Origin of the sequence: Streptomyces sp. YIM 130001 (assembly GCF_003574445.1) — a bacterium.
In the GTDB taxonomy this organism is placed as follows: domain Bacteria; phylum Actinomycetota; class Actinomycetes; order Streptomycetales; family Streptomycetaceae; genus Streptomyces.
The window spans coordinates 274,116-299,541 of sequence record NZ_KZ984557.1 but is presented as its reverse complement, the minus strand read 5'-3'; the positions used below and the strand labels follow the sequence as shown (position 1 = coordinate 299,541).

The window sequence follows — 25,426 nt, the reverse complement described above, 5'->3', positions numbered from 1 at the left end:
TTTCCCCGTCCCGTTTCCGGTCGGAATTCGAATCCGTGGCCGTTGGAGAGCCATTTGCCTTTCGGCGAGACCCGACTTTATCAGAGAAATTCGCGGGCCTTGACCAGCTGAAGGATTCTGATGAATCGGGAAGCTTCTCGAGGAATTGAATTTCTCGGAAGCGAAGTAGATGTTAACCGTTGCGAGTGGTTCTGTCGAACTCTAGGCAACTGTTCGAATCTACCTCCCGGCGCAGACCGTGTCAACGGCCTTTGCGGGATGCAGAGGACAGTACCAGCTCCCGGACGCCCCACGCACATCAGGCTGCGGTGGGGACCGATGCACTGCGTTCGGCCGTGCTGAGGTCACCTGTCTCGCCGGCCCGCACCGCTCGGCCGCCGAGCACGTAGACGTATGCCAGGAAGGCCAGTTCGGCTGCGACACCGATGGAGATCCGGGCCCAGGTGGGCAGGCCCGAGGGGGTCACGAAGCCCTCGATCGCTCCGGAGACGAAGAGGACGAGGGCCAGGCCGATGGCCATGCCCAGGGCCGCGCGGCCCTCTTCGGCCAAGGCGGTGCGGCGTGGTCGGGGGCCGGGGGCGATGAGGGTCCAGCCGAGGCGTAGGCCGGTTCCCGCCGCTACGAAGACGGCGGTCAGTTCGAGGAGGCCGTGCGGGAGGATCAGGCCGAGGAAGGTGTCGAGTCGGCCTGCGGACGACATGAGTCCGAAGCCGACCGCGAGGTTGAGCATGTTCTGGAAGAGGATCCAGACGACCGGCAGACACAGGAAGGCGCCGAGGACCAGGCACATGGCCGCGGCCTGAGCGTTGTTCGTCCACACCTGAGCGGCGAAGGAGGCTGCGGGGTGGCTCGAGTAGTAGGACTCGTATTCACCACCGGGGCGGGTGAGCTCGCGGAGCTCGTCGGGAGCCGCGATCGATGACTGGACCTCCGGGTGGGTGGCGATCCACCAGGCCATCAGAACGGCGACAAGGGTGGAGAGCAGTGCGGTGGGCACCCACCAGTGGCGGGCGCGGTACATCGCGGCTGGGAACCCTGAGGTCAGGAAGGTCGTGGCGTCGCGCCAGGAAGCGGTGCGGGTGCCGGTCACGGCACTACGCGCGCGTGCCACGAGTTGAGTGAGGCGTCCGATGAGTTGTGGGTCCGGGGCGCTGGACTGGATCAGGGAGAGATGGGTGGCGGTGCGCTGGTAGAGGGCCACGAGCTCGTCGCATTCGGCACCCGTGAGGCGGCGCCTGCGGCGTAGCAGATGGTCCAGGCGATCCCACTCGGCTCGGTGGGCGGAGACGAAAACGTCCAGGTCCATCAGGCGGCTGCTCCTCGTACTGCGGCGCGATGCGCCCATAGCTTGGCAGACTGGCGGTTCCAGGGGCAGGGCGGAAGGGATGGCAGCGTGAGTGATCTTGTGACGGGCGAGGCGGTGGCGCTCGAGTTGCGTGCCGCGAAGCTTCCCAGCCGGGCGCTCGCCATCCTGATCGATCTGGTGGTGGCCTGGGTGGTGTACCTGGCCATATCCATAGGTCTGCTGAGCGCGACCGGTTCGCTGGACGACGCGGCCCAGGCCGCGGTCGCGGTGGCGTTGTTCCTGTTCGTGCTCGTGGGGGTGCCGATCGCGGTGGAGACGCTCAGCCACGGGCGGTCGTTGGGGAAGCTGGCGTGTGGGCTCCGGGTGGTGCGCGACGACGGGGGGCCGATCCGGTTCCGGCATGCGCTGGTGCGGGGGGCGATGGGGGTCGTCGAGATTCTGGCGTCCTTCGGGGTGGTCGCCTGTATCGCCTCGCTGGTGTCCGCGCGCGGGAGGCGGATCGGGGATGTCTTCGCGGGCACGCTGGTCGTGCGGGAGCGGGTGCCGGTAGCGCATCTGCCGTTCATCCCTCCGCCTCCGCCCTGGCTGGTGGGGCGCTTTTCGGGGCTCGACCTCTCCGGTGTGCCGGATTCGTTGTGGCTGGCGGTACGCCAGTACCTGACGCGGATGACGCAGTTGGATCCGCAGGTGGGGTGGTCGCTGGCCGAACGGCTCGCCGGGGATCTCGCGGAGTGCACCGGGGTGGCCGTGCCTTCGGACGTGCCGCCGGCGGCGTATCTGGCCGCGGTGGTGAATGAACGGCAGGCGCGGGACGCGCGTCGGGCGTTCGGAGGTTCCGAGTCCGGCGGTACGTACCCGGTGGCGGGGTTCGGGGTCCAGGGATCCGGGGTCCAGGAATCCGGGGTCCAGGGTTTCGCGGTGCCCGAGCCTGCGGGGAGTGGCGGTGCGGAGTCGGCGGGATGGTCCGGGCCCGCGGCGGGGGCGGCGGCTCCGGCGGTCGGTGAGCCCGTTCGGCCTTCGTATCGACCGGCGCAGGAGCAGCGGCCGGATGCCGGGGCGGGCGGCGGGACCGGCAGGAGCGGGTTTGCGCCGCCGGCCTGAGCGTTGGCGGACTGCGGTTGTGAGCGGGCGAGTCAGCCGAGCGGGGACGGCGGAGTTTCGAGGTGTTCGAGTTCGATGCCCGGTGCCGCCAGGACGACGTCCCCGGCGATGTACACGAGGGACTGATCGCCGGTGTCGAGGGCTGTGACCTGGTATTCGTCCACAACGAGCGGCCCGTTGTCAGTGGCGTGTGCTTCGCTCTTCAGCAGGGCCCAGGACTCGTCGACGGTACGCGGGGCGAGTACGGGATCGGTGAAGCGGACGAGGCGTACCCGGGTGGGTGCGGAGCCCGGTTCGAGGCGGAGCAGTCGGGCGGTGGCGACGAGGAAAGCGGGGGTTGTGCCGGTGAACGCGTGAGCGGGGACGTTGCCCTCGGTGGCCTCGGTGCCGGTGGGGTCGGTGCGTACCCAGGTGACCCCCTCGAGGGCGGCGCCGCGCACCTGCCAGCTCGCGGCATGCAGTTCGAGGCGGATGGGGCGGCCGAGGTCGTCGATGGTGAGATCGACGGAGCCGGCGTGATCGCCGGTGGGGGCGGTGAGTTGGGAGACGTAGCGCCAGCCGGAGGGGCCGGGGGCGCAGTGGAAGTGTTCTTCACCGAGGGGGGTGTGGTCGTGCGGGTCGTGGAGCGAATAGCGGCCGCGGGGCATGAGGATCGGGTCCTTGGTGGTGGCCTTGAGCGCCCGTACCGGGGGCAGGCCCCCGCCGTGGGACGACGGGGGCCTGCTGTGGTCCGGCTTCGAGCGGTGCCGGGAACTCCGGACGGGTCCAGGGTTCCGAGCGTGCTCAGTAGCGGTAGTGGTCCGGCTTGTACGGGCCCTCGACCTTGACGCCGATGTAGTCGGCCTGGTCGGGGCGGAGCTCGGTGAGCCGCACGCCGAGCGCGGCGAGGTGCAGGCGGGCGACCTTCTCGTCGAGGTGCTTGGGCAGCACGTAGACGTCGGTCGGGTACTCCTCGGGCTTGGTGAACAGCTCGATCTGGGCCAGGGTCTGGTCCGCGAACGAGTTGGACATGACGAACGACGGGTGGCCGGTCGCGTTGCCCAGGTTCAGCAGGCGGCCCTCGGACAGGACGATGAGCACCTTGCCGTCGGGGAAGGTCCAGGTGTGCACCTGGGGCTTGACCTCGTCCTTGACGATGCCCGGGATCGCCGCCAGGCCGGCCATGTCGATCTCGTTGTCGAAGTGGCCGATGTTCCCGACGATCGCCTGGTGCTTCATCTTGGCCATGTCCGAGGCCATGATGATGTCCTTGTTGCCCGTCGTGGTGACGAAGATGTCGGCCTGGCCGACGACGTCGTCGAGGGTGGCGACCTGGTAGCCGTCCATGGCCGCCTGGAGCGCGCAGATCGGGTCGATCTCCGTGATGATGACGCGGGCGCCCTGGCCGCGCAGGGACTCCGCGCAGCCCTTGCCGACGTCGCCGTAGCCGCAGATGACGGCGGTCTTGCCGCCGATGAGGACGTCCGTGGCGCGGTTGATGCCGTCGACGAGCGAGTGCCGGCAGCCGTACTTGTTGTCGAACTTCGACTTGGTGACGGCGTCGTTCACGTTGATCGCGGGGAAGAGCAGGGTGCCGTCACGGTGCATCTCGTAGAGACGGTGCACGCCGGTGGTGGTCTCCTCGGTGACGCCGCGGATCTCCGAGGCGAGACGGGTCCACTTCTGCGAGCCCTCGCTGATGGTGCGGTTGAGGACCTGCAGGATGACGCGGTGCTCGTCGCTCTCCGCGGTGTCGACGGAGGGGACCTTGCCGTCCTTCTCGTACTCGACGCCCTTGTGGACGAGGAGGGTGGCGTCGCCACCGTCGTCCAGGATCATGTTCGGGCCGCCGGTCGGGGAGTTGGGCCAGTTCAGCGCCTGCTCCGTGCACCACCAGTACTCCTCCAGCGTCTCGCCCTTCCAGGCGAAGACCGGGATGCCGGCGGGGGCGTCCGGGGTGCCGTTCGGGCCGACGGCGATCGCGGCGGCCGCGTGGTCCTGGGTGGAGAAGATGTTGCAGGAGGCCCAGCGGACGTCGGCGCCGAGCGCGACGAGCGTCTCGATCAGTACGGCCGTCTGCACGGTCATATGCAGCGAACCGGTGACCCGGGCGCCGGCCAGCGGCTGCGTGGCGGCGTACTCCTTGCGGATCGCCATCAGGCCGGGCATCTCGTGCTCGGCGAGGGTGATCTCCTTGCGGCCGAACTCCGCGAGGGAGAGATCGGCGACCTTGAAGTCCTGTCCATTGGCGACAGTCGTCATTACTGGCTGCTCCTCGTGATGGGTCGAGGTGGGGCATGGCTGACCGCGACAGCGAGCATACGGATGCCCGACGACGCGCGGTCCAGTCCGTCGGAGGCCCTCTCTCCCTCGGCCGGTACCCACGAAGGCACCGCCCGACCGCCATCAGCAGCGACGTCTGGCTCACCCACAAAGCTACACCGATTGGCCCAGCCCGCCCCAGCCCGCCTTCGGCGTTGCCAGCACTGGGCGTTCGGGCCCGCGGGCCGGCTGCGGAGGATTCCCCCGCCTTTGATGTCACGCGGATGTGTTGCAGGATGCCGGAAGCCCGGGAACACGTGCGCGAGGCAGCGGCGGATGTTCCGGGACTGTTCGAAGCAGGCGATAGGAGATTCACGTGACCAGTGCGGCCGAGCCTCCCCCGGGGGCGGCAAGCAGCGGGCAGAAGAAGGTGAGGCTCCTGGCAGTCACCGCTTGCCCGACCGGTATCGCCCACACGTACATGGCGGCCGAGAAGCTCAGCCAGGCGGCCGAAGGCGTCGGCATCGAGATGAAGGTGGAGACGCAGGGCTCGATCGGCTCTGAGAACGTCCTTACTGACAACGATGTCAGAGGTGCGGACGGCATCATCATCGCCGCCGACAAGGACGTGGATCTCGACAGGTTCGCCGGCAAGCGCGTCCTGACGGTCGGCGTCTCGGAGGGGATCAGCCATCCCGAGCGCCTGATCGAGCAGGTACAGAGCGCCCCGGTGCACGGCGGCGGCAGCGGCAGCGGCCCGGCCGGTCCCGCGGGCGGAGGCGGCGGCGCGGGCGGCGGCAAGGAGCGCAGCCTCGCCTACAAGGCGCTGATGAACGGCGTCTCGTACATGATCCCGTTCGTGGTCGTCGGCGGTCTGCTGATCGCCATCTCGCTGTCGCTCGGCGGGCACACCGACCCCAAGGGCGGGCTCGTCATCCCCGACGGCTCGTTCTGGATGCATGTCAACGAGATCGGCACGATCGGCTTCACGCTGATGGTGCCGATCCTCTCCGGCTATATCGCCTACGCGATCGGCGACCGACCGGCGCTGGTGCCAGGCATGATCGGCGGCTGGATCGCCAATACCGGTGAGCTGTACGACTCCGAGGCGGGCGCCGGCTTCATCGGGGCGATCGTGACCGGCTTCCTGGCCGGCTACCTGGTGCTGTGGATCAAGAAGGTCAAGGTCCCCAAGTTCGCTCAGCCCGTGATGCCGATCATCGTGATCCCGATCGTCTCGACGACGGCGCTCGGGCTGTTCTTCATCTACGTCATCGGCAAGCCGATCTCCTGGATCTTCGAGAATCTGACCAGCTGGCTCGGCGGGATGACCGGCACCAGCGCCATCGCGCTCGGCGCGATCCTCGGCCTCATGATCGCGTTCGACATGGGCGGTCCGGTCAACAAGACGGCGTTCCTGTTCGGTACGGGCCTCATCGCCACCGGCAACCTGTCCGTCATGGGTATGTGCGCCGCCGCGATCCCGGTCATGCCGCTCGGGCAGGGACTCGCGACGGTGCTGCGCAAGCGGCACTACACGGATCAGGAGCGGGAGACCGGTCTGGCCTCGTTGTTCATGGGCTTCTTCGGAATCTCCGAAGGTGCCATTCCGTTCGCTGCCGCACGGCCGGCCCAGGTCATCCCGGCGAACATGCTCGGTGGTGCCGTGGCTGGTGCCATCGCGGGTGTGGCCGGCGTGGAGGACTCGGTTCCGCACGGCGGACCGATCGTCGCGGTGCTCGGTGCCATCGGCGGGGTGCCGATGTTCTTCGTGGCCGTGATCGTCGGTGCGATCGTCACAGGGCTCACCACGGTGACGCTGGTCGACTTCAGTGAGCGCAAGCGGCGCGGCGAGACCAAGGGCGGCGGGGCGCTTGCGGGCGAGCCCGCGCTGGCGGGCGTCGCGGCGGGTTCGGGCGCGGCGGCTGCCGGTGCCTCGGGCGCTACGGCCTCGGGTACTGGCACGGGTACGTCCGCCCCGGGCGACTCCGGGGCGGCGAGCGCCCCGGTGGCCGAGTCGGACGCCGTCGCCGACGCGGGTTCCGCGGAGGGCTCCGACGAGGTGCTCTCCGGCTACCTCACCGAGCAGACCGTCAAGCTCAGCCTCGACGCTCAGGACAAGGAGGCGGCGATCCGCGAGATGGCCGCCCTGCTGACCGCGTCCGGCCACGTGACGGACGAGGAGGAGCTGGTCGCGACCGCGCTGCGCCGCGAGGAGCAGGGCACCACCGGGCTCGGCGAGGAGATCGCCATCCCGCACGCGAAGACGGACGCGGTGAGCGCGCCGATCGTCGGCTTCGCCCGCTCCCCCGAGGGCGTCGAATGGGGCGCCCTCGACGGTACGCAGGCCAAGCTGATCTTCATGATCGCCGTACCCGAGGCCGCCGCCGGGGACGAGCATCTGCGGATTCTGGCGATGCTCTCGCGCAAGCTGATGGACACCGGCTTCCGCGAGCGCCTCGAGTCGGCTCCGGACCGGGCGGCCGTCCTCGAGGTACTGCGCGAGGTGCGCTGACCCCCGTACGACCGCCGAAGGGCCCACGACCTCTCCGGTCGTGGGCCCTTCGTACGGCTGTGTGCGGGAGTTCAGTGACCGCCGGGACTCCTGCCGGGGTTCTCGCCGGCCTCGGCGGCCGTCTCGCTGTAGATGTCCGGCTCCAGGTAGATCACCCGGGCGATCGGGACGGCGTTCCGGATACGGGCCTCGGCGGCGTTGATCGCGGAGGCGACCTCGGTGGCCGTGTCGTCGTGCTGGACCGCGACCTTGGCCGCGACGAGCAGCTCCTCGGGGCCGAGGTGGAGCGTACGCATGTGGATGATGCGGGTCACGGTTTCGCCGTCGACGATGGCGCCCTCGATCTTCTTGACCTCCTCGATGCCCGCGGACTCGCCGAGCAGCAGAGACTTGGTCTCCACCGCGAGCACGATCGCGATCAGGATCAGCAGGATGCCGATGCAGAGGGTGCCGATGCCGTCCCAGACGCCGTTGCCGGTGGCGAGCGCGATGCCGACGCCGCCGAGCGCGAGGACCAGGCCGATCAGGGCGCCGAGGTCCTCGAGGAGGACGACCGGGAGTTCGGGAGCCTTCGCGCGGCGGATGAAGTCGCTCCACGACTGCTTGCCGCGGACCGAGTTGGACTCCTTGATCGCCGTACGGAACGAGAACGACTCGGCGATGATCGCGAACACCAGGACGCCGACCGGCCAGTACCAGTGCTCGAGCTCGTGCGGGTGCTTGATCTTCTCGTAGCCCTCGTAGATGGCGAACATGCCACCGACCGAGAAGAGCACGATCGAGACGAGGAAGGCGTAGATGTAGCGCTCGCGCCCGTACCCGAAGGGGTGTTGTGGGGTCGCGGCGCGCTGGGCCTTCTTCCCTCCGAGGAGGAGCAGGCCCTGGTTGCCCGAGTCGGCGAGCGAGTGGACGCTCTCGGCGAGCATCGAGGACGAGCCGCTGAAGAGGAAGGCGACGAACTTCGCTACCGCAATGGCGAGGTTGGCGGCGAGTGCCGCCACGATCGCCTTGGTCCCGCCTGACGCGCTCATGTGTGCCCGGTGTCCTCTCGTACGTCGACTGTCGTCGTGCCCATGCCGTGCGGTGGGTCATTGTCGCAGCACGGCATGGGCCGATGACGTCAGACCGCCACGGTGGCGCGGAAGAGAGTTCCGTTGCCTGAGACGAACGCTTCGTCGCCCGCTGGGACGAACACCGAGCCGCCGGCGGTGAGGAGTTCGTCGCCCGCGCGCACCGAACCCGCCGTGCAGAGCAGAATCTGCGGGGTGGGCGCGGTCAGGACCCGCGGCTGCGAGCCCTCGGCCAGGACGAAACGGGAGAGGCGGAATTCGTCGGTCGGGGTCTCGTAGACCTCCTCGCCCGACTCATCCGCCTCCGGGCGGAGCACGCCGGGCTCGGTGGCCTCGAAGCGGACGATGCGCAGGAGTTCGGGTACGTCGATGTGCTTGGGGGTGAGTCCGCAGCGCAGCACGTTGTCGGAGTTGGCCATGATCTCGACGCCGAGGCCGTCGAGGTACGCGTGCGGTACGCCGGCGCCGAGGAACATCGCTTCGCCCGGGGCGAGTTGGACGAAGTTGAGCAGCATGGCGGCGATGACGCCGGAGTCGCCGGGGTACTGCCGGGCGATCGCGGCGTACGGAGCGTACTCGCCGCCGAGGCGCTCCGCCGCGGCCGCCGCCTCGGTGACCGTCGCGGCCATCTCGGCGGTGTCGGCGGTCAGTACGGCGGTGAGGACCTCGCGCAGGGCGGCCTCTTCGGGGTGGGCGCTCAGCAGGTCGACGTACGGCTTGAGGGAGCCGACGCCGAGGCCGTCGAGCAGCCGGGCCGCGTCGGCAGGGGCGCGGAAGCCGCAGAGGCCGTCGAACGGCGTGAGGGCGCAGATGAGTTCGGGCTTGTGGTTGGCGTCCTTGTAGTTGCGGTTCGGGGCGTCGATGGGGACGCCCCGCTCCGTCTCGTCGGCGAAGCCCTCGCGGGCCTGGTCGAGATTCGGGTGCACCTGGAGGGACAGCGGGGCGCCGGCGGCGAGGAGCTTGAGCAGGAAGGGCAGCCTGGGGCCGAACTTGGTGACCGTGGCGGCGCCGAGTTCGCCCTCGGGGTCGGCGGCGACGACCGCGTCGAGCGTGCCCCGGGCGAGACGCGAGGGCGCGCCGGGGTGGGCGCCCATCCACATCTCCGCCTGCGGCTCGCCCGTCGGCTGCTCGCCGATGAGCTCCGGGATGGCGGTGGTGGAACCCCAGGCGTAGGGGCGGACGGTGTTGGTGAGGCGGTCCATGGGTGCAGTTGCTCTCTCGTACGGAAGGTCACGTTCGACTGAACGTCATGATCTGCGGGACGTCATGATCTGCGGGACGTGGTCATGGGCGGAACGTCATGACCGGGCGGAACGTCATGATCGGCTGCTGGAGGCGAGCGCCAGGTAGACGGCGGCGAAATCGGTGACGGCGATCAGCTCGGCGATCGACTCGAGTTCGCTGCCCTCCTCGGGTTCGAGTTCGCTGATGGCGGTGCCGTGGCCGAGGGCGAGTTCCCGTGCGGCCGGTGCGGCGCTGAGGCCGCCGGTGGGCCGGTCCCGAAGGAGTACGGCACGCGCGCGTAGTACTTGTTCCTCCTCGACCCGATCGCGGAAGAAGTCGTCGGGGTCGGCGCCCGCCGCGAGGTTCCCGGCGAGCAGCGTGCCGTGCGCGGGCAGCGCCTCGGGCAGTTCGGCGGCAAGCGCGGCGCGCCCCGCCAACTCGGCCAGCAGGGCGGCGAATCGGCGTCCGGGCGGCCCTGCGGCCGGGCCTTCGGTCCAGATCAGCGGCAGCGACTCGTCGAGTTCGGCGGCGAGCGTCTTGGCCGGATTGCTGTACGTGGCGATGGCCGGTCCGCAACGCTCCGCCGTGCTGTCGAGGCGGTCCGCCACCTTCTGGAGGGTGTCGGTCGGTGCGGTGACCAGACCGGTCCGGTCGAGCAGTACCAGCAGCGGGGTGAGCAGCGCCCACAGGGCGTCGAGACCCGCGGTCGCGCCCTCGTCGTACTCGTCGTGGGGCGGAGACGCCATCGGGACGGTGAGACCGTGCGCGCCCTCGACGGACTCGACGAGCGGGGAGCGCGGAGGCGCTACGGCGACCACGGTGCAGCCGCGCCGGTAGGCCTGGTCGGCGAGAACGCCGAGGCCGGGCTCGAATCCGTCGGGAGTGGCGATGAGGAGCAGGTCGACCGAGCCCGCCCAGCCGGGCAGCGACCAGCGCAGAGCGCCTGCCGCGGCCGCGACGCCGGTGGGGTGCAGCCGGGTCACCGGGCAGCCGGCACCGGCCAGTGCCCCGAGCAGATCGGCGACACAGGTCGCGGCGGTGCCGGGGCCCGCGATCAGCACGCCGCGCGGGCGGCCGTCGGGCTCGAGTTCGGTGAGGCCGGCATCGGCGGAGTGCCGTAGTCCGGTACGCACTCTGGCGCCGGCCTCGGCGGCGCCGCGCAGCAGGCTCCGTCGGTCGGCCAGGGCCAGCGCTTCCGGGTCGTCGAGCAGCGATTCGTCGAGCACGGGATCAGCCTCCGATGCGCCGGTGCCTGGAGTGGCTTCGCTGATGGCGTCGGCCGCCGCGCCGAGGTGCGACGGGCGGTGGCGGCGGAGCGGCCCTCAGCCGGGTCACGGCCGGGCGGCCGTCCGGCCACCGTACGGGTTTCAGCCGGGGCGCCGGGCCTCGTCGACCAGGAGCACCGGGATGCCGTCACGCACCGGGTAGGCCAGACCGCATTCCTTGCCGGTGCAGAGCAGCTCGGTGTCCGACTCCTCGAGAGGCGCGTGACAGGCCGGGCAGGCGAGGATCTCCAGGAGGCCGGCTTCGAGCGGCATGGGGTGGGTCCCTTCGGACAGCGGTTCAGGACGGTTGGGTCGGGCTCGGCGAGGGCCGTGACCCGACGGAATGGAGCCTGGTCAGCCTACCGCCGCGCAGAGCGCGGTGCCGTGTCCCGGGGGCGTGCGGAGAGCACTCCCCGGTGGCGTACGCGACGGACGGCCGCCTTCGAGCGAAAACCGGGGTCCACGCGCGCGTGCACCCCGGTCACCGGACGTGCGGTCAGGCGCGTACGACGGCCAGTACCTCGTCGCGGACGCGGGCCATCGTGGCGGCGTCCCTGGCCTCGACGTTGAGCCGCAGCAGGGGCTCGGTGTTGGACGCACGGAGGTTGAACCACCAGTCACCGGCCGTGACGGTGAGGCCGTCGAGCTCGTCGAGGGTCAGACCGTCCCGGCCCTCGTACGCCTCCCGGACGGCGGCGGCGCGGCCCGCCTGGTCGGCGACGGTGGAGTTGATCTCGCCGGAGCCGGCGTACCGGTCGTACTGCGCGACCAGTTCGGACAGCGGGCCCTGCTGGCCGCCCAGCGCGGCCAGGACGTGCAGCGCGGCCAGCATGCCCGTGTCCGCGTTCCAGAAGTCCTTGAAGTAGTAGTGCGCGGAGTGCTCGCCGCCGAAGATCGCGCCGGTGTCGGCCATCTCCTGCTTGATGAACGAGTGCCCCACGCGCGTGCGGACCGGCGTGCCGCCGTTCTCCCGGACGACCTCGGGGACCGACCAGGAGGTGATCAGGTTGTGGATGACGGTGCCCGAGCCGCCGTTCCTGGCCAGTTCACGGCCTGCGACCAGGGCGGTGACGGCGGACGGGGAGACGCCCTCGCCGCGCTCGTCGACCACGAAGCAGCGGTCGGCGTCGCCGTCGAAGGCGATGCCGAGGTCGGCGCCCTCGTCGCGGACGCGCTTCTGCAGGTCCACGATGTTCGCCGGGTCGAGCGGGTTCGCCTCGTGGTTGGGGAACGTGCCGTCCAGTTCGAAGTACATCGGGACCAGGTCGAGCGGCAGCCCCTCGAAGACGGTGGGCACGGTGTGCCCACCCATGCCGTTGCCCGCGTCGACGACGACCTTCAGCGGGCGGATCCCGGTGAGGTCGACGAGGCCGCGCAGATGGGCCGCGTAGTCCGCGAGGGTGTCGCGTGCGGTGATCTCGCCGGGCGTCGCGACAGCCACGGGTGCGCCGGTCTCGGACCACTCCTCGACCAAGGCGCGGATCTGGGCGAGGCCGGTGTCCTGGCCGACGGGGGCCGCGCCCGCCCGGCACATCTTGATGCCGTTGTACTGGGCCGGGTTGTGCGAGGCCGTGAACATCGCGCCCGGCAGGCCGAGCGCCCCCGACGCGTAATACAGCTGGTCCGTCGAGCACAGGCCGATCTCCGTGACCGACGCCCCGGAGTCGGCGGCCCCGCGCGCGAAGGCGCGTGTCAGGCCCGGCGACGAGGGGCGCATGTCGTGCCCGACGACGATCGCGTCGGCGCCCGTCACCTGCGCGAAGGCCGCGCCGAACAGCTTCGCGAGGGACTCGTCCCACTGATCGGGGACCACTCCTCGCACGTCGTACGCCTTCACGATCTGCGAAAGATCAGCCACGGCCAGCCCTCTCCTGAAATCCACTGCGGTCACCCAAAACTACCCGGGCGCACCGGCAACCAGGACCAGACGGTCGGGGCTGCCGGTGCCGGCAGTGTCCTCAGGGCAGCATCCAGCCCAGGACCACGGTGCTCTGGGCCACGACGATCAGGCACATCACCAGGAGCAGTCCGAGGCTCCAGGGCAGGACCTTGCGCAGCAGATCGCCCTCCTTGCCCGCGAGGCCGACGGCCGCACAGGCGATGGTGAGGTTCTGCGGCGAGATCATCTTGCCCAGCACACCGCCCGAACTGTTCGCGGCGGCAAGCAGATCGGGCGACAGACCGGACTGCCGCGCCGCGGTCACCTGCAGGGCGCCGAAGAGTGCGTTGGCCGAGGTGTCGGATCCGGACACGGCGACTCCGAACCAGCCGAGCACCGGCGACAGGAAGGCCAGTCCCGCACCGGCGGCGGCCACGAAGTGCCCGATGACGGCGGCCTGTCCGGACAGATTCATCACATAGGCGAGGGCCAGCACCGAGACGACCGTCAGGATGGCGAAGCGCAACTCGTGCACGGTGGCGGCCCACTCACGCAGCGCCACGCGCGCGTGGACCCCGAGTACCAGTGCCGTGAAAAGGCCCGCCACCAGGACCAGGGTCCCGCCCGTCGAGACCAGCGGCAGCGAGAACACATTGCCGCTGACAGGATCGCCGTCGGGGTTGGCGACGTACAGAAGAGGCCAGTCGAAGCTGCGGGTCGCCCGGTCGAAGACGTCCTTCACGGCGGGGATCTGGGCTATCGAGAAGACGGCGACGATCAGTGCGTACGGGGCGTAGGCGCGCACCACCTCGGGGCGCGGGTCCACGACGTCCAGGTCCTCGCTGCGCGTCCCGGTGAGGACGTCGGCGCGGACTTGTTCGTCGGCCGGCCGACGGGCGCTGGGAACGGCGACCAGGGCCGCGGCACCGGCCAGGGCGGCACCGATGTCGGCGAGCTGGGCGGACACGTAGTTGGACGCCGCGAACTGCGCCGCGGCGAAGGCCACGCCGCAGACCACGGCGGGCAGCCAGGTCTCGCGCAGCCCGCGCCTGCCGTCGACCAGGAAGACCAGGATCAGCGGGACGACAAGGGCGAGCAGCGGCGTCTGGCGCCCGACCACCGAGGCCACCGAGTCCAGCGGAAGCCCGGTGACCTGGGCCAGCGTCACGACCGGGGTTCCCATCGCGCCGAACGCGACCGGAGCGGTGTTGGCGACGAGGGCGACGACGGCCGCGCGCACCGGGTCGAAGCCGAGCGCGACCAGCATCACCGCACTGATCGCCACGGGCGCGCCGAAGCCGGCCAGCGCCTCGAGCAGCGCCCCGAAACAGAAGGCGACGACCAGCGCCTGCACGCGCGGGTCGTCGGACAGGCGCCCGAAGGACCGGCGCAGGATGTCGAAGTGCTGGGTACGGACCGTCATCCGGTACACCCACAGGGCGTTGACGACGATCCACATGATCGGGAAGAGGCCGAACAGAACGCCTTGCGCCCCGCTGGACAGCGTCTGCCCGAAGGGCATGCCGAACGCGATCGAGGCGACGAGCACGGCGACGGCGAGGCCGATGAGACCCGCGAGGTGGGCCTTCATCCGTACGACGCCCAGCAGCACCAGGACGGTGACCAGGGGCAGGGCCGCGACCAGGGCGGACAGGGTGAGTGAGTCGGCTACCGGTTCCAGTTCCTGCACGAACACATGGGCCTCCCGGTGATCGTTCACGGGTCGCCGAATGGTCGTGTCCGCGACAAGCGGAAGTCAATGGCTCGTACAGTAACGGTGGTTGAAGGGAAAACATCGGCCGCGAGGACCGGCCGGCGGGAACGGGACTCGGTCGCCGCTCAGGAGTCGGGCGACCGGAGCACCCGCAGGTGGCCGCGGCGCGCGACCTCCATCGGGTCAGCCGCCCGGGGGCCGCTGCCACCGGCCTCTGCGGCGCGCTCCTGCGGGCGGGCCGCCTCGCGTACGGCGTTGGCGAGGGCCTCCAGATCGTCGCCGCTCGGGCGGGACGGTCCACCGGCGTCGGCGAGTCGGACCACTTCCCAGCCGCGCGGCGCGGTGAGGCGCTCGGAGTGCTCGGCGCACAGGTCGTAGCAGTGGGGTTCGGCGTACGTCGCGAGGGGCCCGAGAACCGCCGTCGAGTCGGCGTAGACGTACGTCAGCGTCGCGACGGCGGGACGGCCGCAGGCGGTGCGCGAACAGCGACGTACAGGGCTCACGACGTTGGACGGTACCGCACTCTTGAGCGGGCCGCGACGACTCTCCGCGAGGTCACCCCACCGTGTCGCCGGGAAAACGATCCTGCGGTGCTCGCCGGAGCGCCCGTGCTGACCTGCGCGTACCCCAAGAGCCACTCGGGCCACGGGTGTTGGATCCGGTCACCAGTTGGTGGAAATGCCGTCATTTGCCATGGGGGCGACGGTCCGAGAGCTATCCGGAATCGAGCCCAAGAGTGGCCGGATCGGTCAGGAAGCGACAGCGGATGTGCCGTACGGTCCTCGCGCACCCGGCCGGAGCCCCTCGCACGGGTCAGCGCCGACGTGGGCCGCGAGCCCGTTGTCACCGGGGAGGACTACGCTGCGTCGGTGATGGACAAGCACGAACCGCCCCGCACCGCAGAGCCCGGACCCCGCCGCCGCGACCGCCACGGCCGCGGGATGCGTGGACCGGTGGCGCCGCCCCAGGTGCCCCTGTCGGCCAGCAGGGCCGAGGGCTTCACGGACCTCGTGCAGGACTCCGTGGAGCGGCTCGAGCGACGCTGGCCGCAGCTCGCGGACATCGACTTCCTGGTCCTCGACGTGCCCCGCCTGGAGGACGCCTCCACCCCGTCGGACGCGCTGCACGAGGAGACCGTCCCGCTCGGTGGCACGGCGGAGGCGCAGGGCGACCGCCGAGCCCGGATCATCGTCTACCGGCGCCCGGTCGAGATCAGGACCAAGAGCCGCGACGAGCGCGCGGCCCTGGTCCACGAGGTCGTGGTCGAGCAGGTCGCCGAGCTGCTCGGCCTCTCCCCCGAGTCCGTGGACCCGCGCTACGGCGAGGAGTGACACGCTCCTGACCCGCAGGACCGTCGTACGCCGCAGCAGTGGCGACGCGCCGCTCAGTCCTGCAGTACCGCGAGATCCTGCTCGGCCTCGGGCACCGCGACCATGCCCCGGTCGTCCGGCAGGGTCTGGACGGTGAACATGGGCACTCCGTCCTCGGTCTCCGCGAGCATCCGCGCCGCGTGGACCGTGCCCGAGACCTGCTCGACGGTGAGGGCGTACGTCCCCTTCAAGCCGCTCGGCACCGGCGCCTCGACCGCCTGTGTGGTGCCCTTCTTGACGGTGTACGTCTTCGAGACCGGGCGTCCGCTCTCGCTGCCCGCGGACGCGGTGACCTTGACCTTCGCCGTGCCGCGCGGGGCAGTCAGAGCGAGCGTGGAGCCCTTGGCCCGGTTGTCGGCGGCGGTCGCCCGCTCACCCACCGGCGCGGCCGCCGGGATGAAGGCCATCTCCTGGTCGGCGCCCTTGCCGCGGGTGACCCGCAGGGCGGCCACCACGGGGGTCGCGTCCTCGGTCGGGGTGAGCACCAGCGAACCGGCCTCCCCCTTGGTGACGTCCCCGAGGTCGACGGCGGCGGTCATGCCGCTCTTGACGTGCAGAGTCTCGTTGCCCGCGGGGGTGATCGAGCCGGTGCGGCCGACCAGCGACACCTTGAGGTCGGCGTCGTCCTCACCCGGGGCGTAGGCGAGCAGGCGGACCGAGGTGGCGTCCTTCGGTATGCCCGGCAGGACCACGCTGCCGCTCGGGTCGGCGGACGGCGGCAGCCAGTCGGCGCCCAGTTTGTCGTCGCGGGCCTGCACGGCGGCGCCCACCCGGCCGGTACGGGCGGTGACGTGGGCGGTCAGGTTGGTCTGCGGTTCGTCGGTGAGAGTGGAGAGCAGGACGGGGACGCTGGACTTGGGCGGTACCTGGATGCCCTCCCCCAGCTCGGACTTGATGGCGCCGTCGCGCCCGTGCAGCTCGATGTCGACCACGGCTGCCGTGGTGTCCGGGTTGGTGACGTGGACGTAGTCGCCCCGCTCCTTCGCCGTGCTGGCGCCCGGGAACCAGAAGTCGGTGTCGGGTGTCGAGCAGGCCAGCCCGAGCAGTCCGCGCCCGTTGCCGGCCGCGACCTTCGTGGTCTGCTGCACGGTCCAGCCGGGCGCCAGCGAGCCGGCGGCGGAGCCGACGAGCGCGGGGGCGTCGGCTCCGGAGGCATCGCCGGTGACCGCCTTGCCCGGGTCCTTGGGCGTGAGGAAGGGCTTGCCCTTGTCCCCCTTGCCCTTCTTGTCGCCCTTGCCCTTGCCCTTGTCGTCGTCGGTCTCGTCCTTGAGTTTGCGCTGGGCCTCGGCGAGCTCGGCGGACCCCTTGGCCGCGGAGTCCGAGCCTGCGGCGGACTTGGGCGTGAAGGAGGTGTACGCCGTCTCCGCCAGGTCCGAGGTGCTCGGCGCCGGGCACAGCACGCTGGACCGCTCGACGGGCTTGCGCGCGGCCGCCGACGACGCGTCCGCGTCCCCCGAGTCCGGGGTCGTGAGAGAGGCGAAGCCGGTCACGGCGACGAGGCCCGTGCCCGCCGCGATCAGGGAGAGGGTCGTGCGGTTCACTGCTGGCTCCCGTCGGGGCGCTCGCTGTCGTTTCGGCTGCCGGAGGTGCTGGGGTCGTACGAGGGGTACGACGGGTCCTGGGACGGGTCGTACGGCGGCTCGTCCGGCCCGCGGCCCTGTGGGTCGTACGCCGCCGGGTCGTAGGCGGGCGGCTGTCCGTAGCCCCCCTGGTAGCCGTACGGGGCGTAGCCCGCGTCCTGCTGGGGCGCGGGGGGCTGCTGAGGCGGCGCGGACGGGTACGTGCCGGTGCCGTAGGGAGCGGCCGCGTAGGGATCCGGCTCGTACGGGGCCTGCTGATACGCATCCTGTTGGTACGGGTCGACCGCGTACTGCCCGTAGGGGTCGGCGGCGTACGGGGCGCCCTGCTGAGCGGCGTCGGCATGCGCGTCCATGCCGTGCACGGCCGGGTCGGCGCCCGCATGGCTGGGCGCGTCCCACTCGCCGTACGCATGCTGCTGGGGCACGGCAGGCGGGCCGTCGGGGACCGGCGGGGGGCCGGCGGGAGGTCCTGCCTGCGGATCGACGGCAGTGCCGTCCGCCGACGAGCCTCCCGGGGCCTCCGTGGCCTCCGTGGCCTCCGTGGCCTCCGTGGCCTCCGTGGCCTCCGCAGCTTGCGCCCGGAGCCTGCGTGCCCTGCGCCCCTCGCCCTCGACAGGCTGCGCGGGCACCACCGGCACCTCGTCCGGAAGGTCGTCGTCGACGGTCCGGCGGCGCCCCGGCAGGGCGAGCACCACGAGGACGAGGGCCATCGCGCCCTGCGCGAAGAGCCAGCCGGTGTGGGCTCCCGGCTCCTCGAAGGTGACGTCCAACCGGCCGCCGCCTGCGGGCAGTTCGAAGCCCTGGGCCCAGCCGGCCACGGTCGTACGGGTCAGCGGCTTGCCGTCGAGCGTCGCCGTCCAGCCGTCGTCGGCGGCGTCCGCGAGGCGCAGCACGCGCCCCTCGGCGCCGTTCGGGATCCGGGTGTGGACCTCCACGGGCCCGGCGGCCACCGGTTGCGGCTCGCCCGCAGCGTCGCCGGGCGGCACGATCGCGGCGCGCGCGACCTGCCGGTCGACCCGCCAGAGCGCGCTGCCGTCCTGCTGACTGAGCCGGGTGAGCCCCGGAGTCGCGTCCAGGACACGACTCATCCGACGCGGCGCCCCGTCGTGCACCAGGACGTACCGGACGGCGTAGAGGCCGAGTTCGTCCGCCTGGTCGGCGCCGGAGCCCGCGACGAGGTGGGAGACGGTCCGGTCGAGCCGGTCGTTGCCCCCGCCCGCCTGGGTCAGTTCGCCGTCGCCGAGCCGGGCGCCGGCGCCTCGGACCAGCGAGTACGAGACCCGGGCGTCCGAGGAGCTGTCGAGTACCAGCGTGCGTGCCTGGTCGCGGGTGCTCGCTTCCTCGGCGACGAAGGCCGGCACCTGCGCGGGCGTGCGCCGCTCCAGCGGCCCGTCCGCGCCGCGGATCATCCAGCCCGCCGCGACGAGCAGCGGACCCGCGGCGGCGAGCACCGCGATCAGCGCGGCCACCGGCTGCCGCCAGCCGAAGCTCTCCTCGGCGACCCGGGAGCGCGCCCCGTCGGCGCCGAGGACCGCGGCTGCGATCAGCGCGATGCCGTAGACCAGGGTGGCCGGACCGGCCCAGGCCGAGATGTTCGAGAGGGCGGCGAAGACCAGACCGGTCAGGGCGACGGCCCAGGCTGTGAGGACGGCCTGGCGCCGTTCGCCACGCAGCAGCGCGGCGAGTGCGGCCGCCACGACGCCGGCCAGGAGCAGTCCGCCGACGGCGGCCGGCCCCCCGGGGCTCAGACCGAGCAGGTCGATCGCGCTCGCCGCCCCGGTCCCGTACGAGAGTCCGGCCTCGCCGAAGAAGTCGAACGGCAGCAGCGTGAGCGACCAGGGGGCGAGTACGAGCAGCGGCACACCGAGCGCCGCGAGGAACCGGAGGCCCTGCGCGACGAGGTCGTCGCGGCGCAGCACGAGCAGGCCGATGCCGAGCACGAACGCGATGGGCCACACGATCGGCGTGAATGCGGTGGTGACCGTGAGCAGCAGGGCGTATGCCCAGGTGGCGCGCCAACTGCCGCGCGCCCCGGGCGAAGCCGCGAGCAGCCCGCTGGCGGCGAGACCGGCACGCGCGATCAGCGGCAGCAGCATGGCCAGGACCGCGGTACCGATCCGGCCGCCCGCGAGAGCACCGGTGGCCGCGGGCAGGAAGGCGTACGCGACGGCGGCCCAGGCCCGCAGCAGCCGGGACTGGACGAGCGGCCGGGAGGCGAAGTAGGCGGAGACGCCGGCCAGCGGCACCGAACCGATCAGGAGCACCGTGACCGCGAGCCCCGTCGAACCGAACAGCAGCGTCGCGAGCCCGGCGACCAGGGCGATGTAGGGCGGCGCCGACTGCGTGCCGCCGGTGCCGACCGCGTGCCAGGCGTCCAGGTACCGGTCCCAGAGCGCGGAGGCGTCCGAGGGTGCGGGCAGCAGGGCGCCGCCCGCGAGTGCCCCGCCGCCGAGCAGCGAACGGCTCGCGATCAACGCGACGAGCAGCAGAACGGCGAAGAGCGCAGGCCCCGGCTTGCGCGCGAGCCGCTTCACCCGGGCGAACTGGTCGATCTCCAGGAAGTCCGCGTCGTCGTCACCGGGCCCGCTCTCCACGGCCCCGTGCCGGCCTCCGGATGAGGCGTCCGGGTCGGAGCGGCCGACGAGTCCGGAGGCGACCTGCTCGACGGTGACCCGGACGGTGGCACCGGGTGGCGGGAACAGCGGCCGCAGTTCGGCGGCTTCGGTGGCCGGTCTGCCCCGGCGGCGCCTGGCCCCGATGATGCGTCCGGGCCGCAGCAACGTGCCGGTCAGCCCGGCCACTTCGTCGAGCGCCTGTCCCGGCGTCTTGCCGACCAGGTAGGCGAGCGTACGCAGCAGGGTGCCGACGACGAGGCGCAGCAGCACCCAGGGCAGCACGGCGGCCCGTGAGTTGGTGAGCAGGGTGTAGACGGCGCCGGCCTTGTCGACCCGGTGCGGGCTGGTGGCTCCACGGCCCGCGCAGTCGACGGTGCGGCGCTCGCGGGAAGCGGCCTCGGCATGGCGTACGACCGCGTCCGGCGCGATCATGACGCGGTGGCCGGCGGCCTGCGCGCGCCAGCACAGGTCGACGTCGTCACGCATCAGCGGGAGTCGACGGTCGAAACCGCCCAGCTGCTCGAAGACATCGCGCCGGATCAGCATGCCCGCACTGGACACCGAGAGCACCGGCCGGGTCTGGTCGTGCTGCCCCTGGTCCTGCTCACGGCGGTCGATGCCCGTCCAGCGGCGTCCGCTGTGCGCGATGGAGACGCCGACCTCGAGGAGCTGACGGCGGTCGTACCAGCCGCGCAGCTTGGGGCCGACGACGGCGACGTCGCGGTTCAGCTCCCGCTCGTTCTCCACGAGTTGAAGGAGGGCGGCGAGGGCGCCGGGCTCGGGAGCGCAGTCGTCGTGCAGCAGCCACAGCCACTGCACGGGCTCGCCGTGCGGCAGCTCCGGCATCTCGTACGCCTCGTCGCGCCAGGTCCGGGTGACCGGGTCCCAGCTGCTCGGCCGCTTGAGATACGGGAGGTCCTCCGGGGTGAGGACGCCGGCCGTGCGGGCGGCCTCGCCGACGGCGGCACCGAAGCCGGTACGCCGGGCCAGGTGCACGACCCGGTCGGCGCCGAGCGCGTCGGTGACGATGCGGGCGGAGTCGTCGGCGCTGCCGGTGTCGGCGGCGACGACGTTCTGCACGGGGCGTCCCTGGCCGAGCAGGCCGGCGAGCGCGTCGGGCAGCCAGCGGGCACCGTCGTGGGCGACGAGCACGGCGGTGACGACATGCCTGGGGAACTCGGGAGCGGCAGTGCCCTGCGGGTCTGCCGGATGGCTGTGCACGGACATCGAGGTACGGGCCCCGGTTCGATGGACTGCGGTGGACGCCCCGGAGGCATGTCGTCCGGTCGGCGCGGAAATCCGGCCCTCAGCCGGCCCCGCCCCGATCCGGTCGGCAGTCCCTGGGCCCCGTGGGGGCGCCGGGGCGTCTCGGACGGGGCCCCACACTAACGGCTGCACACGGCGCCGGGGGCGGCAGCCGAAAGGGCACCCGGCCGGAGCGCCACCCGGCACACGACAAACGGCCCGCGACCGGTGGATCTGCCACCTGTCACGGACCGCTGCTTACGACTGAATACCGGTCGATACGGCTCGATATATGGAGTTGTGCGCTGATTCCGTCCGACGATATGTGCCGTTTCCGGCCCGGCGGACGGCTCCCGCCCGTCAGACCGCCGCCTTCTTCAGACGACGCCGCTCCCGCTCGGAAAGACCGCCCCAGATTCCGAATCGCTCATCATTGGCGAGCGCGTATTCGAGGCATTCCGAACGGACCTCACAGGCGAGGCAGACTTTCTTGGCCTCGCGCGTGGAACCGCCCTTCTCGGGGAAGAACGACTCGGGATCGGTCTGGGCGCACAGTGCGCGCTCCTGCCAGCCGAGCTCTTCTTCCGCGTCCTCGACCAGCAGCTCCTGGAACACCTCGGTCATGTGCGCGCCCCTCGTCCGTCTGTGCAGTCCCCGTGATGCTGCCGTTACCGATTTCGGCTGAACGACACGAGTGAAATTACAAGTGCGCGGATCCTGACCAGTCAAGCCAGGATCTGCTATTAGGCCCCTTATTCACTCTGCGGAACCAAGGCTTTCCAGAAAGTGTTCAAATCGGGGTAAACCCCGACACCGTCCTTCGACCCGTCCGTGCGACACCCGTCGAACACAAGGACGCACGGCACCCGGATCCCGTTGCCGGGTCGGACGCCGAAGCGAAAAAGATCACAGAGCGATCACAGGTCGGCAACGGCGTTTACCTGCCCGACTGCTGCGCCACATGTCCGGCCGAGGCCCTGCACAAACCTTTCGCCTCGCAGGACAACCGGATACGGTGAATCAAATCTCGCATTCCGGACATCCGGTTGACAGGGGTCGAGTAAACCGCTGTCCTATGGGGCATGCTTGCGAACTTCGCGCTTCCCCGGCCCCACACCAGTGGGTCCTCTTGCGCTGCCCACGCGAGCTGTCGCTGTTGCTGTACCGGCTGTTGAGCCCATCCCGCTCCGGCTGTGCCCCGCTCCTCCCCTGAGTGAGCGGCCTTCCCGCTCCTCACGAGCGACCCCCGCCCGCGATCCGGGCGCCCATCCGCGACACCCCAGCACGTGACTGCCGAGGAACCACCGCACCATGAACAGCGACAGCGACCTGCAGATCGCCGGCGACATTCTCGAAGTACCCCATCTCCTGCGCCCCGAGCCCGAACACCCCTCCACCGTGGCGGAGTTCGCCGGGCTGGCGCGTGCTGTCGCCGAGGACCGCTCCGGATGGGAGGACCTGGTCCGGTACGACGCCACCAGCCGCTGGTACCACCGGCTGCGCCAGGGTCCCGGATACGAGGTCTGGTTGCTCAGCTGGGTTCCCGGGCAGGGCAGCGGGCTGCACGGCCACGGATCCTCCTCCGGCGTACTGACCGTGCTGCAGGGCGAGCTGACCGAGCACACGCCGCGGCGCACGCGCGCGCTCGCCGCCGGTACGCAGCGGGTCTTCGCACCCGGCTACACGCACGAGGTGGTCAACGATTCCCTCGAACCGGCCGTCAGCCTGCACGTGTACTTCCCCGGACTCACCGAGATGCCGATGCACAGCCCGCAGTGCTCCCCGGTGCTGCGCGAGGTGTCGGCGGGCTGAGGGCGGTCCGGCTGCGGGCGCTGTCCACAGAACGTGCGCGCAGGCCGTCCGGGGCTCTCTCGAACGTTGCATTCCGCTGTCTGGGAACGGAGTTGTCCACAGGCAACGGTGAGCGGACGGGCCGGGCCTGACAGACTGTGCGCATGCGCATTGTGGTTCTGGCCGGCGGCATCGGTGGTGCCCGTTTTCTCCGCGGACTCAAGGTGGCCGCGCCCGACGCGGACATCACCGTCATCGGCAACACCGGTGACGACATCCACCTCTTCGGACTCAAGGTCTGTCCCGACCTCGACACGGTGATGTACACCCTCGGCGGTGGCATCAACGAGGAGCAGGGCTGGGGCCGTACCGACGAATCCTTCCGGGTCAAGGAGGAGCTCGCCGCGTACGGCGTCGGGCCGGAGTGGTTCGGTCTGGGCGACCGGGACTTCGCCACGCACATCGTCCGCACCCAGATGCTGGCCGCCGGGTATCCGCTGAGCGCGGTCACCGAGGCGCTGTGCGAGCGGTGGCAGCCGGGGGTGCGGCTCGTCCCGATGTCCGACGACCGGGTCGAGACCCATGTCGCGGTCGACCTCGACGGCGAGCGCCGCGCCATCCACTTCCAGGAGTACTGGGTACGGCTCAGGGCGTCCGTCGCCGCCGAGGCCGTGGTGCCGGTCGGCGCGGAGCAGGCGAAGCCGGCGCCCGGGGTGCTCGAGGCGATCGCCGCGGCGGACGTCGTGCTCTTCCCGCCGTCCAACCCTGTGGTCAGTGTCGGCACCATCCTCGCGGTGCCCGGCATCCGGGAGGCGATCGCGGACGCGGGCGTGCCAGTGGTGGGGCTCTCGCCGATCGTCGGGGACGCGCCCGTGCGGGGCATGGCCGACAAGGTGCTGGCCGCCGTCGGGGTGGAGTCGAGTGCGGCCGCGGTCGCCGAGCATTACGGTTCGGGGCTGCTCGACGGCTGGCTGGTCGACACCGTCGACGCCGGTGTCGTGGACCGGGTCACCGGGGCCGGCATCAAGTGCCGGGCCGTGCCGCTGATGATGACCGACGAGGAGGCCGCGGCCGGGATGGCCCGCGAGGCGCTGCGGCTTGCCGAGGAGGTCCGGGCGTGAACCCACCTGCCGACCACGGAGCGTCCACCGGGGCCGAGCCGTCCGCGGAGCTGCGGGTCTGGGCGGTGGCCGGGATCCCCGAGGTCGGGCCGGGCGACGACCTGGCCAAGCTGATCGCGGCCGCCGGACCGGGGCTGGCCGACGGCGACATCCTCGTCGTCACGTCGAAGGTGGTCTCCAAGGCGGAGGGCCGGGTGCTCGGCGCGACCGACCGGGAGGCGGCGATCGACGCCGAGACGGTCCGCGTCGTCGCCCGCCGCGGCGGCCTGCGCATCGTCGAGAACCGGCAGGGCCTGGTGATGGCCGCCGCCGGTGTCGACGCCTCCAACACCCCGGCCGGGACCGTCCTGTTGCTGCCCGAGGATCCTGACGCCTCCGCCCGCGGCATCAGGGAAGGCCTCCGGGACGCCCTGGGCGTGAATGTCGGCGTCCTGATCAGCGACACCTTCGGCCGCCCCTGGCGCAACGGCCTGACCGACGTCGCGATCGGCTCGGCCGGCGTCCGGGTGCTCGACGATCTGCGCGGCGGGACCGACACCCACGGCAACCCGCTCGGCGTCACGGTCACCGCCACCGCCGACGAACTCGCCGCGGCGGGCGACCTGGTGAAGGGCAAGACGGCCGGACTGCCGGTCGCCGTGGTGCGGGGTGCAGCCGATGCGGTGACCGCCGAAGGGGACGGCACCGATGACAGCGCCCGCGCACTCGTCAGGTCGGCGGCCGACGACATGTTCCGGCTCGGCACCTCCGAGGCCGTACGGGAAGCGGTCACCCTGCGGCGTACGGTGCGGGCCTTCAGCGACGAGCCGGTGGATCCCGGAGCGGTGCGGCGGGCCGTCGCCGCCGCGGTGACGGCGCCGGCCCCGCACCACACCACGCCCTGGCGGTTCGTGGTCCTCGCCGGCGAGTCCTCGCGTGCCGGGCTGCTCGACGCGATGCGCGAGGCGTGGATCGAGGATCTGCGCCGGGACGGCAAGTCCGAGGAGTCGATCGCCAAGCGGATCCGGCGCGGTGACGTGCTGCGGACCGCGCCCCTGCTTGTGGTGCCCTGCCTGGTCGCCGACGGTGCGCACCACTACGGCGATCCCCGCCGGGATGCGGCCGAGCGGGAGATGTTCGTCGTCGCGACCGGCGCCGGGATCCAGAACTTCCTGGTGGCACTCGCCGGTGAGCAGCTCGGCTCGGCGTGGATCTCGTCGACGATGTTCTGCCGCGACGTGGTGCGCAGAGTGCTCGAACTGCCGGACGACTGGGATCCCATGGGCGCCGTCGCCGTCGGGCGGGCGTCCCAGGCGCCGAAGTCGCGGCCTGCGCGGGATGCCGGGGACTTCCTCGTCGAGCGTTGAGCGGAGGCGATAGGCGGCTGCGGCAGCCGGAGCACGTCGGCCC

General features: G+C 71.4%; 19 protein-coding genes. 6 read left to right on the top strand and 13 right to left on the bottom strand.

Annotated elements, in window-relative coordinates:
- Positions 1-298: 298 nt before the first annotated feature.
- Positions 299-1,306, bottom strand: a complete 1,008-nt coding sequence (locus DSC45_RS19930; RefSeq protein ID WP_119292795.1) for a stage II sporulation protein M — start codon at positions 1,304-1,306, stop codon at positions 299-301.
- 87 nt (positions 1,307-1,393) lie between these two features.
- Between DSC45_RS19930 and DSC45_RS19925 the strand changes: the two genes are divergently transcribed.
- Complete coding sequence (locus DSC45_RS19925) at positions 1,394-2,407, top strand: RDD family protein (RefSeq protein WP_119292793.1); 1,014 nt, start codon at positions 1,394-1,396, stop codon at positions 2,405-2,407.
- 32 nt (positions 2,408-2,439) lie between these two features.
- On the opposite strand, the gene DSC45_RS19920 is transcribed toward DSC45_RS19925, so the two are convergent.
- A complete protein-coding gene (locus DSC45_RS19920; protein WP_119292791.1) occupies positions 2,440-3,054 on the bottom strand; it encodes a hypothetical protein in 615 nt (204 codons plus the stop codon).
- Positions 3,055-3,190: 136 nt separating this feature from the next.
- Positions 3,191-4,648, bottom strand: coding sequence for an adenosylhomocysteinase (ahcY, locus tag DSC45_RS19915; RefSeq protein WP_119292789.1), 1,458 nt, complete (start codon positions 4,646-4,648; stop codon positions 3,191-3,193).
- A 376-nt stretch (positions 4,649-5,024) separates the two neighbouring features.
- Between ahcY and DSC45_RS19910 the strand changes: the two genes are divergently transcribed.
- Positions 5,025-7,163 carry a fructose-specific PTS transporter subunit EIIC gene (locus DSC45_RS19910; protein ID WP_119292788.1) on the top strand — a complete coding sequence of 713 codons (2,139 nt, stop codon included), beginning with the start codon at positions 5,025-5,027 and terminating at the stop codon, positions 7,161-7,163.
- 71 nt (positions 7,164-7,234) lie between these two features.
- On the opposite strand, the gene DSC45_RS19905 is transcribed toward DSC45_RS19910, so the two are convergent.
- The 7 genes from DSC45_RS19905 to DSC45_RS19875 form a co-directional block, all read right to left on the bottom strand.
- On the bottom strand, positions 7,235-8,194 hold the full coding sequence (locus tag DSC45_RS19905) for a cation diffusion facilitator family transporter (protein ID WP_119292786.1): 960 nt from the start codon (positions 8,192-8,194) through the stop codon (positions 7,235-7,237).
- An 89-nt stretch (positions 8,195-8,283) separates the two neighbouring features.
- A complete protein-coding gene (manA, locus tag DSC45_RS19900) occupies positions 8,284-9,435 on the bottom strand; it encodes a mannose-6-phosphate isomerase, class I (RefSeq protein ID WP_119292784.1) in 1,152 nt (383 codons plus the stop codon).
- 114 nt (positions 9,436-9,549) lie between these two features.
- Entirely contained in the window at positions 9,550-10,683 is a 1,134-nt protein-coding gene (locus DSC45_RS19895) for an SIS domain-containing protein (protein ID WP_119292782.1), read from the bottom strand.
- Between the two features lie 141 nt (positions 10,684-10,824).
- Complete coding sequence (locus DSC45_RS19890) at positions 10,825-10,995, bottom strand: Trm112 family protein (protein ID WP_119292780.1); 171 nt, start codon at positions 10,993-10,995, stop codon at positions 10,825-10,827.
- Positions 10,996-11,218: 223 nt separating this feature from the next.
- The gene (locus DSC45_RS19885; protein ID WP_119292867.1) at positions 11,219-12,586 is read right to left on the bottom strand and encodes a phosphomannomutase/phosphoglucomutase; all 1,368 of its coding nucleotides are present in this window, start codon (positions 12,584-12,586) and stop codon (positions 11,219-11,221) included.
- Positions 12,587-12,680: 94 nt separating this feature from the next.
- The gene (locus DSC45_RS19880) at positions 12,681-14,297 is read right to left on the bottom strand and encodes an L-lactate permease (protein ID WP_119292865.1); all 1,617 of its coding nucleotides are present in this window, start codon (positions 14,295-14,297) and stop codon (positions 12,681-12,683) included.
- A 143-nt stretch (positions 14,298-14,440) separates the two neighbouring features.
- Positions 14,441-14,818: a DUF3499 domain-containing protein gene (locus DSC45_RS19875; protein ID WP_240434737.1), complete on the bottom strand. Its 378-nt coding sequence runs from the start codon at positions 14,816-14,818 to the stop codon at positions 14,441-14,443.
- A 369-nt stretch (positions 14,819-15,187) separates the two neighbouring features.
- Between DSC45_RS19875 and DSC45_RS19870 the strand changes: the two genes are divergently transcribed.
- Complete coding sequence (locus tag DSC45_RS19870; protein WP_119292861.1) at positions 15,188-15,646, top strand: metallopeptidase family protein; 459 nt, start codon at positions 15,188-15,190, stop codon at positions 15,644-15,646.
- 53 nt (positions 15,647-15,699) lie between these two features.
- Here the strand turns inward: DSC45_RS19870 and DSC45_RS19865 are convergent, their stop codons facing one another.
- From DSC45_RS19865 to DSC45_RS19855, 3 genes are all read right to left on the bottom strand, one after another.
- Entirely contained in the window at positions 15,700-17,226 is a 1,527-nt protein-coding gene (locus DSC45_RS19865) for a DUF5719 family protein (RefSeq protein WP_119292778.1), read from the bottom strand.
- Positions 17,223-21,107: a glycosyltransferase gene (locus tag DSC45_RS19860; RefSeq protein WP_119292777.1), complete on the bottom strand. Its 3,885-nt coding sequence runs from the start codon at positions 21,105-21,107 to the stop codon at positions 17,223-17,225. The genes DSC45_RS19865 and DSC45_RS19860 overlap by 4 nt, the downstream gene beginning before the upstream one ends.
- 378 nt (positions 21,108-21,485) lie before the next feature.
- Positions 21,486-21,749 (bottom strand): WhiB family transcriptional regulator, encoded by a 264-nt coding sequence (locus DSC45_RS19855; protein ID WP_119292775.1) that lies wholly within the window; start codon positions 21,747-21,749, stop codon positions 21,486-21,488.
- Positions 21,750-22,436: 687 nt separating this feature from the next.
- On the opposite strand from DSC45_RS19855, the gene DSC45_RS19850 reads away from it, so the two are divergent.
- The 3 genes from DSC45_RS19850 to DSC45_RS19840 all read left to right on the top strand — a co-directional run bounded on the left by DSC45_RS19850 (position 22,437) and on the right by DSC45_RS19840 (position 25,383).
- Positions 22,437-22,937: a cysteine dioxygenase gene (locus DSC45_RS19850; protein ID WP_119292773.1), complete on the top strand. Its 501-nt coding sequence runs from the start codon at positions 22,437-22,439 to the stop codon at positions 22,935-22,937.
- A 143-nt stretch (positions 22,938-23,080) separates the two neighbouring features.
- Positions 23,081-24,037, top strand: a complete 957-nt coding sequence (gene cofD, locus DSC45_RS19845; RefSeq protein ID WP_119292771.1) for a 2-phospho-L-lactate transferase — start codon at positions 23,081-23,083, stop codon at positions 24,035-24,037.
- On the top strand, positions 24,034-25,383 hold the full coding sequence (locus DSC45_RS19840; RefSeq protein WP_119292769.1) for a coenzyme F420-0:L-glutamate ligase: 1,350 nt from the start codon (positions 24,034-24,036) through the stop codon (positions 25,381-25,383). Before cofD ends, DSC45_RS19840 begins: the two co-directional genes overlap by 4 nt.
- The last annotated feature ends 43 nt before the right edge of the window (positions 25,384-25,426 follow it).

What these genes read in the sequence shown, in the direction of transcription:
- DSC45_RS19930 (WP_119292795.1), bottom strand. Translation starts at nt 1,306, where the DNA reads ATGGACCTGGACGTTTTCGTCTCCGCCCACCGAGCCGAGTGGGATCGC.
- DSC45_RS19920 (WP_119292791.1), bottom strand. Translation starts at nt 3,054, where the DNA reads ATGCCCCGCGGCCGCTATTCGCTCCACGACCCGCACGACCACACCCCC.
- ahcY (WP_119292789.1), bottom strand. Translation starts at nt 4,648, where the DNA reads ATGACGACTGTCGCCAATGGACAGGACTTCAAGGTCGCCGATCTCTCC.
- DSC45_RS19905 (WP_119292786.1), bottom strand. Translation starts at nt 8,194, where the DNA reads ATGAGCGCGTCAGGCGGGACCAAGGCGATCGTGGCGGCACTCGCCGCC.
- manA (WP_119292784.1), bottom strand. Translation starts at nt 9,435, where the DNA reads ATGGACCGCCTCACCAACACCGTCCGCCCCTACGCCTGGGGTTCCACC.
- DSC45_RS19890 (WP_119292780.1), bottom strand. Translation starts at nt 10,995, where the DNA reads ATGCCGCTCGAAGCCGGCCTCCTGGAGATCCTCGCCTGCCCGGCCTGT.
- DSC45_RS19870 (WP_119292861.1), top strand. Translation starts at nt 15,188, where the DNA reads ATGGACAAGCACGAACCGCCCCGCACCGCAGAGCCCGGACCCCGCCGC.
- DSC45_RS19860 (WP_119292777.1), bottom strand. Translation starts at nt 21,107, where the DNA reads ATGTCCGTGCACAGCCATCCGGCAGACCCGCAGGGCACTGCCGCTCCC.
- DSC45_RS19855 (WP_119292775.1), bottom strand. Translation starts at nt 21,749, where the DNA reads ATGACCGAGGTGTTCCAGGAGCTGCTGGTCGAGGACGCGGAAGAAGAG.
- DSC45_RS19850 (WP_119292773.1), top strand. Translation starts at nt 22,437, where the DNA reads ATGAACAGCGACAGCGACCTGCAGATCGCCGGCGACATTCTCGAAGTA.
- cofD (WP_119292771.1), top strand. Translation starts at nt 23,081, where the DNA reads ATGCGCATTGTGGTTCTGGCCGGCGGCATCGGTGGTGCCCGTTTTCTC.